Genomic DNA, 17,775 nt, shown 5'->3' with positions numbered 1-17,775 from the left:
GCGCGTCACTGATAACGCGCGACGTTGCCGAACCCGGTGTTGGTCCTGGTCATCTTGGCGAGCTTGCGCAGATAGCTGCGAACATGCCGGTCGAACCGCGTATCGTCATACACGCCGCGCCAGATATAGTCGTCACGCGCCAGCAGCGCGCGCACCTCCTCGGCGAACGCGCTCTGCGCATCGACCGAGGCTTTGTCCTTCAGCGCGGCGCAGACCATCTCCTCCGCCGCCGCCTTGTCGCAATCGTCGTGAAACTCATACCCGCCGCGCTCGGCCCGCACCTGCTCGGCGCGTGCGGCGACGATCCGCCGCGCGAGCCAGGTGCGCACTGCGGCGCCGTCCCATTCGCTCGTCACGCTCAGCGGCCGCGCCGATATCCGCCGAACTGGCTGCTCTCGAACGACACCACCGCGCCGGCATTGTCGCCGAGCGGGATCGCCGCCACGCCATAGGCGCCGCGGGTCCCGTTCGAACCGATCATCGCGCCGATCTCGCCGTGGATGCCGGGACCGCCGGCGTCGCGTGCTTCACCGCGCGCCGCCGCCGCGCTTTCCACGGTGTTGCTGTCGAGGATCGCGTCGCGCTCCGCATCGCTCAGCCGGATCGTGTCGCTTGGCGGCGGTGCGGCCGGCTCGGGCGCCTGGGCGATGCCCGCAGCGGGCCAGCAGCAAACCCCCGCGACGAGGGCGAACGCAAACGGAATCGCGCCAGCGCGCGATGGCATCGAACGAGTCATGCCGCGCTTCTACCCCGGATCGCCCCGATCGCCAAAGCCGCCCGTGTCCGATTGTGGATCGCGCCGCGATATGCGAACAGCGCGCGCGAGGAGAGCGACATGATCGGCCTGATGATGCTTCTGGCGGCGGAAAGCGCCACCTTCATGAACGGGCAGGATCTGTACGCCTTGTGCAAGGGCGACGACTCCGAGCGGCTGCAATGCCTGCGCTATGTCGAGGGCGCGGCGGACGGCATCGCCGTCACGCAATGGTCCAACCGGCGCAACGTGCGGCAGGTCTGCATCCCCACCAAGGCGACGATCAAGAAGCTCGCCGCCGTCACCGTCAAATATATGAACAAGCATCCCGAGGATCGCGACCGGCAGGGCAGCATCATCGTCCTGCGCGCGTTCAAGAAGGCCTATCCCTGCCGCAAGTGAGCCGGCTCAAACCTCCCGCACCGGCCCGATCGCGACCGTTCCCGCCAGCAGCAGTGCCGTCGCCGCCACCGCGATCCACAGCGCCGTCAGCCCCAGCGCGGGGTACACCGCCGCGCCGGCGATCGCGCCCGTCACCAGCCCGAGCCACAGCAGCAGATACGGTACCCACGCGAAGCGCGGTCCCCCGGCGAGCGCGGCGGCGAGATGCTGCCCGAACTTGACGAGCGTGCCCGTCATATAGGTCACGCCGACGCTGACCTCGCCGTCGCGCTGGAACACCGCGTTGAGCGCCCCCATCGCGCTCGCCATCAGCAGCGGCGCCACCACCGGGCCGCTGTCGAGCGATGCCGCGACGATCAGCTCGAGCAGCACGAACCCCAGCACCGCCTGCTTGCGCCAGCGCCCGGCCACACGCCCCACCGTCGCGCCCGCCATCACCCCGATCACGAACGCCGCGATCACCGCGCCCACGAACAGGCTGCCGCGCGGATCACCGGCGACGCCGACCGCGAGCCGTGTCGAATTGCCGCTCATGAACGACACGAACATTCCGCCCAGCTTCAGAAAGCCGAGCGCATCGACGAAGCCCGCCAGCGCGGCGAGCCCGATCGCGAGCAGGCGGTGGGGGTGTTCGTAGCGGCGCATCGCCGCGCCATAGCGCGGATGCCCGCGCCGCATCCACCCCGCGCGCGAACCGGCCCGGCCGTTCGGCCCCGCTTCGGCTTTCGCCCGCCGCCCGCGCTGTGGTACAAGCGCCCATCGTGGGTACCGTCTCGCGCCGGCGCTGCCGCGTCCGGCGCGCGCCCGTTCGAGACGCAAGAGGAGCAGGGCCTTGACCGTGACGACACAGACCGGAGTCGAACAGGCGGAGCTGGAACGGGCGCCCGGCGCGCCGGCGGGGCCGCTCTCCGCCGAGTTGCTCCACCGCATGCACGGCTATTGGCGCGCCGCCAATTACCTCTCGGTCGGGCAGATCTATCTGCGCGCCAATCCGCTGCTGGAGCGGCCGCTCACCCGCGCCGACATCAAGCCCCGGCTGCTCGGCCATTGGGGCACCACGCCGGGGCTCAACCTGCTCTACGTCCATCTCAACCGGCTGATCGTCGAGCAGGACGTGAACATGATCGCGATCATCGGCCCCGGCCACGGCGGGCCGGGGCTGGTCGCACACACCTATCTCGAAGGTTCCTATACCGAACGCTATCCGGCGATCGAGCGCAGCCGGGGCGGGATGGAGCGGCTGTTCCGGCAATTCTCCTGGCCGGGCGGCGTCCCCAGCCATGTCGCGCCCGAAACCCCCGGCTCGATCCACGAGGGCGGCGAACTCGGCTATGCGCTCGCGCACGCATACGGCGCCGCGTTCGACAATCCCGATCTGGTCGTCGCCTGTGTGATCGGCGATGGCGAGGCGGAGACCGGCGCGCTCGCCGCGAGCTGGCACAGCAACAAGTTCCTCAATCCCGCGAGCGACGGCGCGGTCCTGCCGATCCTGCATCTCAACGGCTTCAAGATCGCCAACCCGACCGTCCTCGCGCGCATCCCGGAGGACGAACTGGCCAGCCTGATGCGCGGCTACGGCCACGAACCGCTGTTCGTCGGCGGCGATGATCCGATGATCGTCCATCAGGAGCTGGCGGCGACGCTCGATACCGCGCTCGCCCGCATCCGCGACATCCAGCGGCACGCGCGATCCGGCGCAGCGGGCGATCGGCCGGCCTGGCCGGTGATCGTGCTGCGCACCCCCAAGGGCTGGACCGGGCCGAAGCGCGTCGATGGCAAGCCTGTCGAGGGAACGTGGCGCGCGCATCAGGTGCCGATCGCCGATTTCAACGATCCCGAGCATCTCGTCCAGCTTGAAACATGGCTGCGCAGCTACCGGCCCGACGAGCTGTTCGACGCCAATGGCAAGTTCCGCGAGGCGTTCGCCGGTCTCGCACCGACCGGCCACCGCCGGATGGGCTCGAACCCGCATGCGAACGGGGGTGAGCTGATGCGCCCGCTCGTCCTGCCCGATTTCCGCGCGCATGCCGTGGCGGTGGCGACGCCCGGTTGCGTCGAAGCGGCGGCCACCGCGACGCTTGGGCGGTATCTCAAGGACGCGATGGCGCTCAATCTCGCCGGCGCCAATCTGCGCCTGTTCGGCCCGGACGAGACCGCCTCGAACCGCCTGCAAGCGGTCTATGACGTCACCGGCAAGCGGTGGATGGCCGAAACGCTCCCCGACGATACCGATCTCAGCACCGATGGCCGCGTGATGGAGGTGCTCAGCGAGCATCTCTGCCAGGGCTGGCTGGAGGGCTATCTGCTCACCGGCCGCCACGGGCTGTTCTCCTGCTATGAGGCGTTCGTCCACATCGTCGATTCGATGGTCAATCAACATGCCAAATGGCTCAAGACCACGCGCGTGATCCCGTGGCGCAAGCCGATCGCGTCGCTCAACTATCTGCTCACCTCGCACGTGTGGCGGCAGGACCATAACGGGTCGTCGCACCAGGATCCCGGCTTCCTCGATCATGTCGCGAACAAGACCGCCGACGTCGCGCGCATCTATCTACCGCCCGATGCCAATTGCCTGCTGTCGGTGGCGGACCATTGCCTGCGCAGCCGCGGCTACATCAACGTCATCGTCGCCGGCAAACAGCCCGAGCTTCAGTGGCTCGATATCGAGGCGGCGGTGCGCCATTGCACCATCGGCGCGGGCGTCTGGGATTGGGCCAGCGACGAGGGCGATCCCGATGTGGTGCTCGCCTGCGCGGGGGACGTGCCGACGCTGGAGACTCTCGCCGCCGCCATGCTGCTGCGGGACTATGTGCCGGACATCCGCGTCCGCGTCGTCAACGTGGTCGATCTGATGGTGTTGCAGCCGCAGAAGGCGCATCCGCACGGGCTCGATGATCGCGCGTTCGATGCGATGTTCACCACCGACAAGCCGGTGATCTTCGCCTTCCACGGCTATGCGTCGCTCATCCACCGGCTCGCCTATGCGCGCGCCGGGCACCACAATTTCCACGTCCGCGGCTACAAAGGCGAGGGCACGACCACGACCCCCTTCGACATGGTGGTGATGAACGATCTCGATCGCTACCGGCTCGCGCTCGATGCGATCGAACGGGTGCCACGCCTCAAGGATCACGTGCCCGCCGCGACGGCGCGCTATTGGGCGATGATGGAGCGGCACAAGCTCCATGTCGCCGAACAGGGGGATGATCTGCCGGAGGTGCGCGACTGGCGATGGGCGCGCTGATCCTCGCGCTCAACGCCGGTTCGTCGTCGTTGAAATACGGCGCTTTCACGATCGACGGGAACCGTTGCGAAGCCGTCGCGGGCGGCACCGTGGCGGGGGCGGACCATGCCGAAGGCTTCGATGCGATCGCCGCCAGGCTCGACGGCGCGACGCCGGACGCGATCGGCCACCGCATCGTCCACGGCGGCCCCGACCTGTTCGATCCGGTCGTGGTCGATGCGGACGTGACTTCGCGGCTGGAGGCGGCGTGCGCGTTCGCGCCGCTGCACGGCCCGGCGGCGCTGTCGCTGATCGGCGCGGCGCGGCGGCGCTTCCCCGATATTCCGCAAGTCGCCTGTTTCGACACCGGCTTCCACCGCGATCTGCCGCCGGTCGCGGCGGTGCTGCCCGTGCCCGCGCGGCTTCGCGCCGAGGGCATCCGCCGGTATGGCTTCCACGGCCTGTCGTGCCGGTCGATCGTCCGGCAGCTCGGCGACGATCTTCCCGAACGCCTCGTAATCGCGCATCTCGGCAGCGGCGCCAGCGTGACCGCGGTTCGCGCCGGCCGTTCCGTCGATACCTCGATGGGGCTGACCCCGTCGGGCGGGGTCGTGATGGCGACGCGCAGCGGCGATATCGATCCCGGCGTCCTGCTGTTCCTGCTGCGCGAGCGGGGCATGACGGCGGCGACGCTCGAGGAACTGGTGGACAAGAAATCGGGTCTGCTCGGCGTTTCGGATCGCTCTGGCGACATGCGGACGCTCCGGGAGGCGCGGGAGGCGGCGCCCGAGGCGCGGCTCGCGATCGACATCTTCTGCCGGTCGGTCGCCAAGCAGATCGCCGCGATGATCGTCAGTCTCGGCGGAATCGACATGCTCGTCTTCAGCGGCGGCATCGGCGAGCATGATGCCGCCACGCGCGACGCGATCTGCGCGGACCTCGCCTGGGCGGGCGTGCCGCGCGCCGGCGAGGCCGGTGCCGTCGGCGTTCGCGTGTGCGCCCCCGACGAGGAGGAACAGATCGCGCGGGAGACGGCGGCGCTGGTCGGCCACGGCGCGACGGTGCGCGCCGACGCGTGAAGCCGCCCGCTTCGGTCGGCACGCGTCCGGCGAACGGGCCGCGCGCATCGCGCCAAGGTTGATCCAAGCAGGCCCATTTCCGTGCCCGATGCCATGCCGAATAGGGCGAGTAGCGGATCGTGATACCGTGGAATACCCGTATCGGCGCTAAAGTCGTGTCATAGTATCGTGGCCCATATCGACGAGCTTGGTCAGTGTGTTACTCTTGATGTGCGACTCGGGGGGATCGGTTCTGCGGGGTGTCATCTGCGTGGCGTTGGCGCTCTGCGGCTGTACGAGCGTGCAGGTGGCCGATCGGGGTGAAAGCCGGGTGTACCTCGGCGTGGTGCGTGTGACGGTGCCGGATCGAGCCGGAGACCTTGTGGCGTATTCCGTGAAGACGGCGGGGGCGGGCTGGCATCGCGGCCCCTGGCTCGGTTGGCGTTCTGACACTTGGGTCGAAGCGGATCCGGCCAAATGTCAGCTTCTCGTCGTGATCCGGTCGGGCGTGGAGGCGCGCAACGCGGCGGAGGTGCTGCGGGCGCTGGAGGGGCGGAACGCATGCGTGGCGGATTATACCGGAAGTTTGCGGCACTGACGGCGGTCGCCCTCGCGGGCGGCTGCGTGCAATCGACGCGTCACAGCAACACCTTGCTGTTCGGGACCAACACGCATTTCGGCATTCGCGCGGGCACCAGCCCGACCAGCGTGCCCGAGGTCAACATCGGCTATTCGCGGCAGGAGGCGGTGGTCATGCCGCTCGTCGCCAACGTCGCGGACGACGGCCACACCCAGAAACCGTGCGATCTGACCACGCCGGTGACGGTCGTCGGCGGGTCCGGCTTTGCGGTCCATCCCTGCTCGCTCGTGGCGATGAAGGGCGAGGCGCAGGACAGCTATTCGGTGCTCGCCAGCTTCGGCGCGACCTTCGATGCCGGGGCGCGCGTGGACGGATCGAGCGGGAAGGGCGGTCTCGCGCAATATTTCGCGACCGGCATGGCGGCGCAGATCCTCGCCTACACCGGCGGGGCCTCGGTCGTCGCGGTGGGAGACGCCGCCAAGGAGGCCGCCAGGAAGGGGCCGCCCGAGCCTGCCACCCTCGCGGCGTTGTTCGGCGGCGAGACCGCTTTCACAAAGGGCGTGGCGATGCGCGACGCCTATTCCGCCTTCCGCGACGGGCTGCTCGCCAAGATCACGCTTACCGACCCGCGCCAGCTCGGCGCCAAGATGAAGGCGTTCGAGGCGGCGGCGGGCGCGACGAGCGTGGGTGTCGCCGACGATTGCACCGCGGTCGATCCGTGCCGGAAGGCCGTGACCGAGAACGATCCCTATCGACCGTTCTACACCGCGAGGAAGGCGGCGTTCGACGCCGCTTTCGCCGCCTGGACCATCCCCTGAACCCCTGCGCAGGAGCCATGTGATGTCCCGAACCGTCATACTCGCTTATGCCGACAAGGCCGCCGCCGACGCGATGGCCGTCAATTACGCCAACGACTATACCGTCATGGTGATCGGCCCGACCGACCAGGTCGTGCTCGCGCGCGAAAGCGAGGACGGCGTCGTGTGGCGAAGCGGTGCGGAGGCCGATTTCTACGTGATGATAGCCACCAAGGATCCGATCGCCGGCCCCAAGGCGCCGGGCTGACGCGCGCGGCATCGGGCCTGTCCTACACGCCCGAAACCTGCCACACTGCCGGTCGCGCGCCGCTCGAATGCCTCTCCCGCCGGCCCAAAAGCCACGCGCCCCGACCGCGCTGCCTCTGCGCGACGTTAGCCATCTTTCACGCCCCGCTATCGGCGCCGAGTCCCTTGGTACAGTCGATGAACGCGAAGATGCCCGCCGCGATCAGCACCATCGCCGCCACGCCCTGCAACGGCAGATCGTAATTCCCCGTCGCCGCGACGACATAGCCGAACGCGACCGAGCAGACGAAGCCGCCGATATTGCCCGCGGTGTTCATCACGCCGCTCGCCGTGCCGCCGCACCGCCCGCCGATCGCCATGCACATCGCCCACGCCGCCGGCAGCATCAGGTCCATCACCATGAACGCCGCCCCCGCAAGGACGATGATGGTGAATTTCCCCGCCGCCAGGCTCATCGCCACCAGCAGCGCAGCGGTGATCGTCAGGCACACCGCCGCGATCAGGCTGTACGCCCGCCGGATGCCGATCCGCTCGGCGAGCCGATCGCACAAGATGCCGCCCGCGAGGTTGCCAACGATGCCGAGCAGGAACGGGATCGATCCGTACACGCCCATCTCGCCGACGGTGAAGCCCGCGCCCTTCACCATCCAAGTCGGGAACCAACCGAAGAAGAACCAGCTCCCGAACGCATAGAAGCCATAGGCCGCCGCGATCAGCCAGAGCTGCGGCAACGCCAGCAGCCGCCGCCACGGCGTCCCCGAATGCGCCGCGCCGGCATCGCCGCCGATCTCGGCGACTTCCTCCGCGGTGATGCCGGGCTGCGCCTCGGGGCGGTCGTGGAACCAGCGCCACCACGCGATCGCCCAGACGAAGCCGAGCGCGCCGAGGATCGCGAACACCGCCCGCCAACCGAACATCGCGTTGGCCGGCACCAGCAGCAACGGTGCCAGCCCGCCGCCGAGCCGGCTCGCGGCCCAGATCACGCCTTGTCCGCGCGCCCGCTCCCGCGCCGGCAACCAGCGATAGAGCACGCCCGACATGTTCGGATACGCGCCGGCCGCGCCAAGCCCGAACAGGAAACGCGCGCTGGCGAGCTGCCAGAAGTTGCGGCACAAGGCGGTCGCCGCCGTGAACACCGACCACCAGACCGTGATCCGCGACAATTCCTTACGATAACCGTGCCGATCGCCGAGCGCGCCCGAGGGCACTTCGAACACCGCATAGGCGATTACATAGGCGCTCAGCACCCAGCCCCATTGCGCGGGGCTGATGTTCAGATCCTTCTGCATCGTCGGCCCCGTCACCGCGATCGCGAGCCGGTCGATGAAGGTGATGACCGATAGCGTCGCGAGGAAGCCCAGTACGATGCGCCGTTTCTTCACTGCGCGAGGCCCGCGAGCAGATCCCTCGCGCGCGCCATGCCGAGTTCGGGGCTGGAGAGCACCGGCGCCGGCAGCGCTCCCTCGGGCAAGGCCGCGACGACCCGCGCCATCGAGGCTTGCGCGAGGATGATGACGTCCATGCCCCGCATCGCGTCGGTCAGCGCCTCGCCGACGATGCGGTCGTGAGTCGCGCCGTCTCCTGCCATCACCGCCGCGAAGGCGCCATCGCAGACGTGCTCGACGATCTCGACCGTCCGGCCCTGCTCTTGCGCCACCAGCCGCACCAGATCGGCGGTCGGCGTGAGCGTGGTCGTCAGCGTCGCGACCACGCCGATCCGGCTACCCATCGCGACGGCCTTCTCCGCCATCGGCCGATCGACGCGCAGCACGGGCTGATCGTACAGCTCAGCCGCCATGTCCACCGCCGGGCCGATCGACGAACAGGTGACGAGCGCCGCGTCGCACCCGGCGTTGAACGCCGAGCCGACCAGACCGATCACCTGCCGCTTGGTCGCCTTCTGGAGATAGCCGGCGGCGATCGTATTCTTGATCGTGCTTTCATCGACGAAGTGCAGGATGCGCACGTCGGGCATGATCCGCGCCGCGATCTCATTGAAAATCGGCGCGAGCACCGGCGAATTGTGGATGAGGCCAAGCGTCGGCACGGAATATCCTCTCAGGCGGGAGTCGTGAAATGATGGTCACCCGAGCCGATCTCGAAGCGGATCATGCGATCGCCGCGAGTCAGCGCGCGGACCTCGGGATGGTTGACGAGCAAGTGGCCGCTCTCGCGCCACTCGCGGTCGGGCAGTTCGACCTCGGCAACGGTGTTGGCGGGGATCGTGAGCCGGAATCGTGCGAGGCCGCTCGCATCGCCGCCAGTTTCGGTGACGATCAGCCCCATGCACGATTCGTAGCGCGCCGACACCCGACCGATCCGCGGATACCACAAAGGCCGGGCCGCGATTCGCGTGAAGCCGGGCGCGGCGGGTGCGATGCCGGCGAGGCGGCGGTAGAAGAAGCCGATCACCGCGCCGAAGGCGTAATGGTTGTAGCTGTTCATCGACAGATCGCCGGTGTCGCCGTTCCAGCGCTCCCACATCGTCGTCGCGCCCTTGGACGCCATATAGCCCCAACTCGGATACCCCGTCTGAAGCAGCAGGCCGGCGACCTCATCGTGCAGCCCGGCGTCGGCGAGCACATCGAGGATGTACGGGGTACCGAGAAAGCCGGTGGAAAGCTTCATTCCGCGTACGCGGATGTCGTCCGCGAGGCGGCGTGCCGCCAATGGACGAAGATCTGGGGGCACGAGATCCATGTAGAGCGCGAGCACCTGGCTTGTCTGACTGCCGTTGCCGGCCGTACCATCCTCCGCGACGAATTCGGCTAGGAAGGCGGCGCCGATCCTCGCGCGCAACTCGCGATAGCGTCGAAACGCGGTGGTCCGTCCGGTCGCCTGGGCCATATCCGCCATCTGTCGCGCTACCCAGGCCCAGAAAGCGGTCGCGCACAGGATGCGCGGCGTGGTCTCGTCATCGGGCTTGATCGCATCGACCGAGAGCCAGTCACCGAGATCGAGTCCGCGGCCGTCGCGCCAGACGTGATCGGGATTGCGGTCGGCGACATACGCCATCCAGCGTTCCATCGCCTTCCAATTCTCGTCGATCACGGCGGTATCGCCATAACGCTGCCACAGCAGCCAGGGCAGCACGATGCCCGCCTCGCTCCATCCCGCGGTCACCACGTCGGGGAAGGATTGCGGTTGCGGCACCACGATCGGATAGGCGCCGTCGGGCCGCTGCGCCGCGCGCGCTTCTTGCAGAAAGCGGCGGATGAACGGATCGACTTCCATGTTGAACGCGGCCGCATCGAGGAAGACGAGGATGTCGCCCATCCAGCCCATCCGCTCGTCACGCTGCGGGCAATCCGTCGGTACCGCGAAGAAGTTCGAACGCTGGCTCCACAGCCCGTTGTTCCAGATCGTCTGAAGCAGCGGCGCATCGTGGAAGGTCATCGTGCCCGTCTCGCGGCAGGCGCTGTGAACGACGATGCCAAGTATGTCTTGGGCGGTCGGTACGCCGGGGAAGCCCTCGACTTCGACATAGCGGAAGCCGTGGTACGTGAAATGTGGTTCGAACACTTCGGCTCGGCCGGTTCCGGCCAGCGTGAAACGGTCGGTCGCTCTGGCGAGCCGCAGGTTCGATAGATCGGCCGTCCCGTCGGGGTAGAGCAATTCGGCGAACTTCGCGGTGATCGTCGTTCCGCTCGAACCCGTCGCGGTGATGCGGACCCAGCCAGAGGTGTTCTGACCGAAATCGAACACGTATCGGCCGGGCGCCGGTACATCTACGCGGACCGCCGTGCGCGTTCCGGTCCGTTCCAGTGCTGGTGCGATCTGCGCGACCAGCCGCGTGCCGGGCGCTTCGCCGATCTTGGCGGACTGCCAGCCCGAGGCGTCGAAGCCGGGCGTGTCCCAGCCCGGCGTTTCCAGCCGCGCGTCATACGTCTCGCCGTCGTAGATTTCGGACGTGACGATCGCCGATGGCGCGATCCGCCAGTCGGGGCCGGTCGTCATCCAATCACTGTCGCCATCGGCATAATCGAGCCGCAAGGCCGCGCGAAGCCGGCGCGGCGCAGGGCCGAAGCCGTAGCGTTCGATGCGCCAGCCGAACGCGCTGGCATACCAGCCGTCGCCCACCAGTGCCGCCAGCACGTTCTCGCCCGGCACGATACGATCGGTGACGTCATGGACTTGATAGAGCACGTGATCGCGCGCCACGCTGATCTCTGGCGCGAGGATCGCATCCGACACGGGGGCGCCATTGATTCGCGCATTATAGGCGCCGAGCGCGGTGGCGTAGAGCCGCGCGCTTGTAACTGGCCGATCCACACTGAAGCGCGTTCGCACCTGCATCGCCGGCTCGGGCGGACGTGGATCATTGTGGACGTTTGCACCGCTTCGCTGGGCAGACGCCCAATCGGTGGCATCGAAAGCGGCTTCGATCCAGCCCTCGGGCGGCGAGGGCCTCACGCGCCAGCCGCCGCCACTGACGATCCGGTCCACGCTGCCGTCCGCGCGCCACAGCCGAATCAACGCCGCGAACGCGCCACCATCGACCGGGAAGAAGCCGGTGGTATCGGCCTCAACCAGAGCACAGATGCTGTTGCCGCCCGGCTTCACCTCGCCGCGATACACTCCGAGCGTGCCACAGAACGGCAGTTCGGTAGTCCAGTCGAAGGGCCAATCGAGCGGCGCTGCGGTGCCGTTGATCCACACGCCGCGCAGATGGTCCTTGCCCGCAAGCAGAACCTCCGCGCGGACAAGGTCGGCCGGTGCGTCGAAGTCGAGCCGGAAGGCGTGTGGCCGATCGTCGAGTGCCGTTTCGCTCCACACCCATGCCAGGGCCGCCTTGCGGTCGGCGGCGGCGATGTCATCCTCGACCTCAATCCAGTCGCCGCGCCAGTCGTCGGGCGAGAGGAGCCCGGTCTCGAGCCATGTCGGCTCCGACCGTGACGTCGCGTCGTTCGTGCAGACCTCCACGTCCCACCAAATGCGTCGCATGGGCGCGAGCGTTGGGCCGTCCCATACGATGTCGACGCTCGCGGCGGAGTCGACGCCGCCGCTGTCCCACAGCAGATCGCCCGTCGCCAGAGCCTCTCGCGTGGCCGCCGCGCGGATACGGTAGCGCGTCTGCACGACCCCGGGCACGGTCGCCTCGACGCGCCAGGACAAGCGAGGGCGCGCCGCTTCGATACCAAGCGGGCGTGTGATGTATTCGGTACGGAGATCGACGACGCGCATCAGACGTCCTGATTCAGTAGGAGGAGAACAGCGCCTCGCGCGCCAGTTTGAGCGCACCGACCGCATCCTGTCGGTCTTGTGCGGCCTGCATCGCCTCGAAATCGAGCGTGTCGAGCGCGCGCTCGATCGCCTTGAGGAAGCCGATCGCCGATTGTGCCGCCGCCACCGAATCTTCGCGGAACGGGAATTGGTCGAGCTGCCACACGCCCTCCCAACGGTTCTTGCGCAGCGTATAGAAGAATTCGAACAATTCGATCGGGTGGACCGAGCCGGCGATCATATCGTCGTCCCAGCCGCGCAGATTGTCGTTGACGTCCATGCCGAACAGCCGGCCATGATCGATCGCGAGCTGCGCCGCATCGGCCGGGCTCTCGCCACCGTACAGCGAATGACCGAAATCGAGCAGGATGCCGACGTTCGGCACGCCCATCTTCTCGATGCCGAGCAAGGTGCGTGCGACACTGTCGTAGCTCATATGGTTGCGCGGCTCGCGCGGCTTGTACTCGATCACGAACTTGAGATCGGGGTTCTGCGTGGCGAGTTCGGCGACGCCTTCGACGCTCATCCGCCACAGCTTGCGGTGATCGACCTGGAACGGATAATCCCAGCCGTCCTGCCCCGGCCACAGCTTCACATAATCGGCGCCGAAATGCCGCACGATATTGGCGGCGTCGTTGCACATTTCGTTGGCCAGGCGGCGGACGCCCGGATCGGGATTGGTGAACGCCCCCTTGGCGAACTGGCGCGTGTAGATCTCGGGCGTGATGCCAATCACCGACAGGTTGTTGCGCTCCAGCGCGGTGCCGATCGCCTCCAGCGAGGTCTCGCCGCCTGGGAAGGGATAATTGATATCGACCACCGACAGATCGCCGACCTGGCCTGCCAGATCGATCATCTCGATCAGCGAACGTGGCGCGCCATAGCCGTCGGTCGCATACCGATCGACATAGGTCGCGAAATGCCAGATGCCTGCGCCGTAGCGTTGATTGCTCACTCGTTCGTCCTCTTCCCAATGGTGCCGGAAAGCAGGACGCGCGAAGGCGCCGCTCCGGCGGATTATGCTATGATGACTTCGACGCCCGCCCGTTCGATCACCGCGCGATCGGCATCCCGGATGCCTTCGTCGGTGATGAGGATGTCCACCAGCTCGATCCCGCCAAGCGCGGAGAAGGAGCGCGCGCCGATCTTGCTCGAATCGGCAACGAGGATGGTCTTCTCCGCCGCGTCGATCATCGCGCGCTTCACCGCGATGTCGGACAGCGCAGGGTAGGTGAGGCCGGCGTCGAGATCGAAGCCGGCGGTGGCGAGGAACAGTTTCTGGACGAACATGCCGCGGAACGATTCGGCGGCGCGCTCGCCGCTCAGCGACAAGGTCGGGGCTTTGAATTGGCCGCCGCTGACATGCACTTCGAACCCCGGCTCCGCGCCCAGCATCAGCGCGATGTTGAGCGCATTGGTGATGACTGTCATGTCGCGGTGGCCGAGGATGTTTGCGGCGACTTCCGTCGTGGTCGACCCAGAATCGAGGATGATCGTCTCGCCGTCGCCGATCATCGCGGCGGCGCGGCGACCGATGCGGCGCTTGGCGTCCATATTGTCGAGATGCTGGAGCGCCATCGCACGGACCTGCTGGCGCACCGACTTGAGATAGGCGCCACCATGTTCGCGTACGATGTGACCATCGCTTTCCAGCTTTTCGAGATCCTGCCGAACGGTGACTTCCGAAACCGAAAAGGCGTGCGCCAGTTCGCGGACACGGGCGCTGCCCTGTTCGCGGAGCCATTCCAGGATCTTGTGGCGCCGGGTTTCGCCGAGCGCGCGCGATTGCGAGGCTGCGCTGTTGGGCTGGGTGCTGTCGAGCGGGGTGCGGGAGCGTTGCATGGCACGACTATCCGCGTGGTCGCGCTCGTATAGCAAGTCCAGACCGACCGTTTTTGACATCATCACTCCGAAGGACCGGCAACACCACGCCGGCCATGCCTTGCGACCTGTTAGCTTCTCGTTTCGGTTTCTGTCAAATAGTCTTCTGTAAACTTTTAAAACGTAAAAAATCGAAAGCAAACAGCTTGCGGTTGCGCGAGGGCTGCGGTATTCAGCAGCGCAGGAGAGGGGCACAATGGCATCATCGGAACAGCTTCGGCCAGTTGGCGGCATGGGTGCGGGCACGACGGAGGCGCGCGTGGCGCATGTCCGCGAACGCGCCAACTGGATGCGCCGGCGGCTTCTCGGCATGATCGTCGATGCTGGCCAGGGGCATCCCGGTGGCGACCTCTCGGCGACCGACATCGTTGCCAGCCTCTATTTCGATATTCTTCGGATCGACCCCACCGACGCTTCCGCGCCGGAGCGTGATCGTTTCGTGATGAGCAAGGGCCATTGTACGGGCGCGCTCTATGCTGCTCTGGCCGGGGCGGGCTTCTTCGCGGAGGCGGAACTCGATACGTATCTGAAGCCGCTGTCGCGCCTGAACGGCCATCCCAACCGCACGTACCTGCCGGGCGTGGAGACCAACACCGGGCCGCTTGGCCACGGTTTTCCGGTCGGTGTCGGCATAGCGGTGGCGGGGCAGATCGACGGATCGGAATACCGCGTCTTCGTGCTGACCGGCGATGGGGAGTTGCAAGAAGGCAGCATGTGGGAGGCGGCGATGTTCGCCGGCCACCGTGGCCTTGGCAAACTCACCGTGATCGTCGATCGGAACCGCTTGCAGCAGGGCGCGGGCACCGAGGATACCAATCAGCTCGAACCGCTCGGCGACAAATGGCGGGCGTTCGGGTGGGATGTGGTCGAGGTCGATGGGCACGATCCCGCCGCGTTGCTCGCCGCGTTCGATGATACCGCTGCGCCGCGCGACAGGCCGCGCTGCATCATCGCCAATACGATCAAGGGCAAAGGCGTTAGCTTCATGGAAAATCAGGCGGGCTGGCACCACGGCGTTCCCAACGCCGCGCAATATGCGCAGGCGCTGGCGGAACTGTCGGCATGAGCGCTTCCAGCTCTGCGCCCGGCCTGTTCGACTGCCGCGACGCCTATGTCCGCGCGGTGCGCGAGCTTGCCGAAGCCGATCCGCGCATCGTTGCGGTGGTCAACGACTCGGTCGGGTCGTCCAAGCTCGGCGCCTTCCGCGAACGCTTCCCCGATCGGCTCATCAACGTCGGCATCGCTGAGCAGAATATGGTGGGAGTCGGCGCCGGCCTCGCCAACGGCGGCAAGATTCCGTTCGTCAGCGGCGCAGGATGCTTCCTCACCGCGCGCGCGATGGAGCAGATCAAGGTCGACTGCGCGTACAGCCAGGCCAATGTGAAGCTCTGCGGCATCTCGAGTGGCGTCGCCTATGGCGAACTCGGCGCGACCCATCACAGTATCGAGGATGTCGCCTGGTTGCGCGCGATCGACAAGCTGACGGTGATCGTTCCCGCCGATCCATGGCAGACCGCCGAGGCGATCAAGGCCGCGGCGGCGTTCGACGGCCCGGTATATATCAAGGTCAGCCGCATGCCGGTGCCCGAGCTTGCGCGGGCAGATTCGACGTTCGCGATCGGACGGGCCGAGACGCTGCGTGAGGGCGGCGACCTCGCGATTATCGCCAACGGGACGCTCGTACATCACGCGCTGGCCGCCGCCGACGCGCTCGCAGCCGAGGGGATCGCGGCGCGCGTCGTCAACATGGCGACGGTCGCGCCGATTGATGAGGCCGCGCTCGCTGCCGCCGCTGCCACGGGCGCGATCGTCACCGCCGAGGAGGGGCTGTCGCGGGGTGGTCTCGGCGGCGCGGTCGCGGAATATTGCGCGCGGCACGCGCCCGTACCGATGCGGATGGTCGGCTTTCCCGGTTTCGCGCCGACCGGGTCCGCCCCGTGGCTGATGGAGCATTTCGGCCTCAACGCAGCCGGCATTGCCGGCGCGGCGCGCGAATTGCTGGACGCCAAGGCAGGCCGATGACCCGCCACGCCATCCTTGCGATCGACCAGGGCACCACCAACACCAAGGCGCTGCTCGTCGCGCCCGATGGGACGGTGCTGCTCTCTCGGTCGCGCGCGATGCGCGTCACCTATCCGCGCGCAGGCTGGGCTGAACAATCCGCCTCCGAAATCTGGGAAGCGGTTGCTGCGCTGATCGGCGAGGTTCACGCCGCCGCGCCGGACACCGAGGTGGCAGCGCTCGCCATCTCGAACCAACGCGAGACGGTCGTGCTATGGGAGGCGGCAACCGGCCGTCCGCTCGCCCCCGCGATCGTCTGGCAATGCCAGCGCTCGGCGGAGCGGCTCGCCACGCTGCGCGGAGCGGGTGCCGAAGCGGCCATTGTCGCGCGCAGCGGCCTCGGCCTCGATCCGCTGTTTCCAGCAGCGAAGATCGCGTGGCTGCTCGATTCGGTCCCAGACGCCCGCGTAAGAGCCGCGCGCGGCGAAATCCGGTGCGGCACGATCGATACGTGGCTGCTGTGGAACCTCACCGGCGGCGCGGTGCATGCGACCGATTTCAGCAACGCCTCGCGTACGCACCTTTTCAATCTCGATACGCTCGGCTGGGATGATGAACTCGCGCGGCTGTTCGACGTCCCGCTTGCGATCCTGCCCGCTATCCGCCCGTCGGACAGCCACTTCGGCGATGTCGCCCCCGGCGCGACCGCGCTGCCGGCGGGAACGCCGATCCACGCCATGCTGGGCGACAGCCATGCCGCCCTGTTCGGCCACGGGGTCGATACGCCCGGGCTCGGCAAGGCGACCATCGGCACCGGCAGCTCGCTGATGGTGGCTACGGCGGGGCGCGTTCATTCGCGCCACGGGCTGTCGAGCACGATCGCCTGGCGCCGCGGCGGCGTGACTCAGCACGCGCTCGAGGGCAACATCTCGGTCTCAGGGCATGCCGCTGCGTTCACCACCGCGCTGCTCGGCCTTGCCGACGAAGCGGCGCTGACCGAACTCGCGTTGAGCGTCGAGACCAGCGATGGCGTGGTGTTCGTGCCGGCGCTTGGCGGGCTCGGCGCGCCGCATTGGTGTACCAGCGCGCGCGGTACCATCTCGGGCATGTCGCTCTCGACGCGGCCGGCGCATATCGCGCGGGCGACGCTCGAGGCGATAGCGCTTCAGATCGGCGACGTGCTCGATGCGATCGACGCCGATCTCGGCACCAGGCTACCCGAACTGCTTGTCGATGGCGGCGCGGCGCGAAACCCGTTGCTGATCCAACTGCTCGCCGATCTGCTCGACCGCCCGATCATCCGCCCGCGCGTGGCGGAGGCGAGCGCGCTCGGCGCGGCGCGCATGGCTGCCGCGGCCCTCGGGTGGAGCGAGCCGCCCACGCGGCGCGACGCCGACACGTTCGCGCCCGCGATGCCAGCCGAGCGGCGCAACGCCGTCCGCCAGCAGTGGCGCAACGCGGTGGCGCGCGCGGTTCATCCGATCACCGACATGGCCGGGGCGGCGCTTCGCTCCGACCGGTCCGAGGCGATGCCAGCATCGCACAGGGAAGGATCCGTTTCCGAAGCGCAATAACAATCAAAAAGGGGA

Annotated in this window: 17 protein-coding genes; 9 read left to right on the top strand and 8 right to left on the bottom strand. The window is 67.7% G+C overall.

Features of this window, described 5'->3' with window-relative positions:
• Nucleotides 1–5 precede the first annotated feature (5 nt).
• Nucleotides 6–356 (bottom strand): hypothetical protein, encoded by a 351-nt coding sequence (locus tag PX554_RS04405; RefSeq protein ID WP_338061565.1) that lies wholly within the window; start codon nucleotides 354–356, stop codon nucleotides 6–8.
• A 2-nt stretch (nucleotides 357–358) separates the two neighbouring features.
• Nucleotides 359–736, bottom strand: a complete 378-nt coding sequence (locus tag PX554_RS04400; RefSeq protein WP_275499301.1) for a hypothetical protein — start codon at nucleotides 734–736, stop codon at nucleotides 359–361.
• Between the two features lie 99 nt (nucleotides 737–835).
• Here PX554_RS04400 and PX554_RS04395 point away from each other — a divergent pair, with 99 nt between their 5' ends.
• Nucleotides 836–1,156, top strand: coding sequence for a Rap1a/Tai family immunity protein (locus PX554_RS04395; RefSeq protein WP_275499299.1), 321 nt, complete (start codon nucleotides 836–838; stop codon nucleotides 1,154–1,156).
• A 6-nt stretch (nucleotides 1,157–1,162) separates the two neighbouring features.
• Here the strand turns inward: PX554_RS04395 and PX554_RS04390 are convergent, their stop codons facing one another.
• Complete coding sequence (locus PX554_RS04390) at nucleotides 1,163–1,801, bottom strand: YoaK family protein (protein ID WP_275499982.1); 639 nt, start codon at nucleotides 1,799–1,801, stop codon at nucleotides 1,163–1,165.
• A 193-nt stretch (nucleotides 1,802–1,994) separates the two neighbouring features.
• Here PX554_RS04390 and PX554_RS04385 point away from each other — a divergent pair, with 193 nt between their 5' ends.
• The 5 genes from PX554_RS04385 (at nucleotide 1,995) to PX554_RS04365 (ending at nucleotide 7,082) form a co-directional block, all read left to right on the top strand.
• Entirely contained in the window at nucleotides 1,995–4,400 is a 2,406-nt protein-coding gene (locus tag PX554_RS04385) for a phosphoketolase family protein (RefSeq protein WP_371128246.1), read from the top strand.
• Nucleotides 4,388–5,458, top strand: a complete 1,071-nt coding sequence (locus PX554_RS04380) for an acetate/propionate family kinase (RefSeq protein ID WP_275499297.1) — start codon at nucleotides 4,388–4,390, stop codon at nucleotides 5,456–5,458. The genes PX554_RS04385 and PX554_RS04380 overlap by 13 nt, the downstream gene beginning before the upstream one ends.
• A 286-nt stretch (nucleotides 5,459–5,744) precedes the next feature.
• On the top strand, nucleotides 5,745–6,035 hold the full coding sequence (locus PX554_RS04375; RefSeq protein WP_275499295.1) for a hypothetical protein: 291 nt from the start codon (nucleotides 5,745–5,747) through the stop codon (nucleotides 6,033–6,035).
• Nucleotides 5,999–6,835 carry a hypothetical protein gene (locus tag PX554_RS04370; protein WP_176787014.1) on the top strand — a complete coding sequence of 279 codons (837 nt, stop codon included), beginning with the start codon at nucleotides 5,999–6,001 and terminating at the stop codon, nucleotides 6,833–6,835. The genes PX554_RS04375 and PX554_RS04370 overlap by 37 nt, the downstream gene beginning before the upstream one ends.
• Before the next feature lie 22 nt (nucleotides 6,836–6,857).
• A complete protein-coding gene (locus tag PX554_RS04365) occupies nucleotides 6,858–7,082 on the top strand; it encodes a hypothetical protein (protein WP_093220820.1) in 225 nt (74 codons plus the stop codon).
• A gap of 136 nt (nucleotides 7,083–7,218) precedes the next feature.
• On the opposite strand, the gene PX554_RS04360 is transcribed toward PX554_RS04365, so the two are convergent.
• From PX554_RS04360 to PX554_RS04340, 5 genes are all read right to left on the bottom strand, one after another.
• Nucleotides 7,219–8,463 (bottom strand): MFS transporter, encoded by a 1,245-nt coding sequence (locus PX554_RS04360; protein ID WP_275499292.1) that lies wholly within the window; start codon nucleotides 8,461–8,463, stop codon nucleotides 7,219–7,221.
• Nucleotides 8,460–9,128 carry an aspartate/glutamate racemase family protein gene (locus PX554_RS04355; protein WP_093220815.1) on the bottom strand — a complete coding sequence of 223 codons (669 nt, stop codon included), beginning with the start codon at nucleotides 9,126–9,128 and terminating at the stop codon, nucleotides 8,460–8,462. Before PX554_RS04355 ends, PX554_RS04360 begins: the two co-directional genes overlap by 4 nt.
• Before the next feature lie 11 nt (nucleotides 9,129–9,139).
• Nucleotides 9,140–12,265, bottom strand: a complete 3,126-nt coding sequence (locus tag PX554_RS04350) for an alpha-L-rhamnosidase (protein WP_275499290.1) — start codon at nucleotides 12,263–12,265, stop codon at nucleotides 9,140–9,142.
• Between the two features lie 13 nt (nucleotides 12,266–12,278).
• Nucleotides 12,279–13,259: a sugar phosphate isomerase/epimerase family protein gene (locus PX554_RS04345; protein WP_275499288.1), complete on the bottom strand. Its 981-nt coding sequence runs from the start codon at nucleotides 13,257–13,259 to the stop codon at nucleotides 12,279–12,281.
• 62 nt (nucleotides 13,260–13,321) lie between these two features.
• Nucleotides 13,322–14,146, bottom strand: a complete 825-nt coding sequence (locus PX554_RS04340; RefSeq protein WP_093220809.1) for a DeoR/GlpR family DNA-binding transcription regulator — start codon at nucleotides 14,144–14,146, stop codon at nucleotides 13,322–13,324.
• Nucleotides 14,147–14,381: 235 nt separating this feature from the next.
• Here PX554_RS04340 and PX554_RS04335 point away from each other — a divergent pair, with 235 nt between their 5' ends.
• The 3 genes from PX554_RS04335 to PX554_RS04325 are packed head-to-tail and all read left to right on the top strand — an operon-like array spanning nucleotide 14,382 to nucleotide 17,760.
• Nucleotides 14,382–15,251: a transketolase gene (locus PX554_RS04335; RefSeq protein ID WP_275499285.1), complete on the top strand. Its 870-nt coding sequence runs from the start codon at nucleotides 14,382–14,384 to the stop codon at nucleotides 15,249–15,251.
• A complete protein-coding gene (locus PX554_RS04330) occupies nucleotides 15,248–16,207 on the top strand; it encodes a transketolase family protein (protein WP_275499283.1) in 960 nt (319 codons plus the stop codon). The genes PX554_RS04335 and PX554_RS04330 overlap by 4 nt, the downstream gene beginning before the upstream one ends.
• Complete coding sequence (locus tag PX554_RS04325) at nucleotides 16,204–17,760, top strand: FGGY family carbohydrate kinase (RefSeq protein WP_275499281.1); 1,557 nt, start codon at nucleotides 16,204–16,206, stop codon at nucleotides 17,758–17,760. Before PX554_RS04330 ends, PX554_RS04325 begins: the two co-directional genes overlap by 4 nt.
• Nucleotides 17,761–17,775 lie beyond the last annotated feature (15 nt).

Source organism: Sphingomonas pollutisoli, assembly GCF_029167165.1.
Classification (GTDB): domain Bacteria; phylum Pseudomonadota; class Alphaproteobacteria; order Sphingomonadales; family Sphingomonadaceae; genus Sphingomonas; species Sphingomonas pollutisoli.
Note: the sequence above shows the minus strand (reverse complement) of the source record. Positions and strands in the feature narration are given on the sequence as shown.

Excerpts from the sequence above, each read along its gene's own strand:
- PX554_RS04400 (WP_275499301.1), bottom strand. The coding sequence starts at position 736 with ATGACTCGTTCGATGCCATCGCGCGCTGGCGCGATTCCGTTTGCGTTC.
- PX554_RS04395 (WP_275499299.1), top strand. The coding sequence starts at position 836 with ATGATCGGCCTGATGATGCTTCTGGCGGCGGAAAGCGCCACCTTCATG.
- PX554_RS04390 (WP_275499982.1), bottom strand. The coding sequence starts at position 1,801 with ATGCGCCGCTACGAACACCCCCACCGCCTGCTCGCGATCGGGCTCGCC.
- PX554_RS04380 (WP_275499297.1), top strand. The coding sequence starts at position 4,388 with ATGGGCGCGCTGATCCTCGCGCTCAACGCCGGTTCGTCGTCGTTGAAA.
- PX554_RS04370 (WP_176787014.1), top strand. The coding sequence starts at position 5,999 with ATGCGTGGCGGATTATACCGGAAGTTTGCGGCACTGACGGCGGTCGCC.
- PX554_RS04365 (WP_093220820.1), top strand. The coding sequence starts at position 6,858 with ATGTCCCGAACCGTCATACTCGCTTATGCCGACAAGGCCGCCGCCGAC.
- PX554_RS04350 (WP_275499290.1), bottom strand. The coding sequence starts at position 12,265 with ATGCGCGTCGTCGATCTCCGTACCGAATACATCACACGCCCGCTTGGT.
- PX554_RS04340 (WP_093220809.1), bottom strand. The coding sequence starts at position 14,146 with ATGCAACGCTCCCGCACCCCGCTCGACAGCACCCAGCCCAACAGCGCA.
- PX554_RS04335 (WP_275499285.1), top strand. The coding sequence starts at position 14,382 with ATGGCATCATCGGAACAGCTTCGGCCAGTTGGCGGCATGGGTGCGGGC.
- PX554_RS04330 (WP_275499283.1), top strand. The coding sequence starts at position 15,248 with ATGAGCGCTTCCAGCTCTGCGCCCGGCCTGTTCGACTGCCGCGACGCC.
- PX554_RS04325 (WP_275499281.1), top strand. The coding sequence starts at position 16,204 with ATGACCCGCCACGCCATCCTTGCGATCGACCAGGGCACCACCAACACC.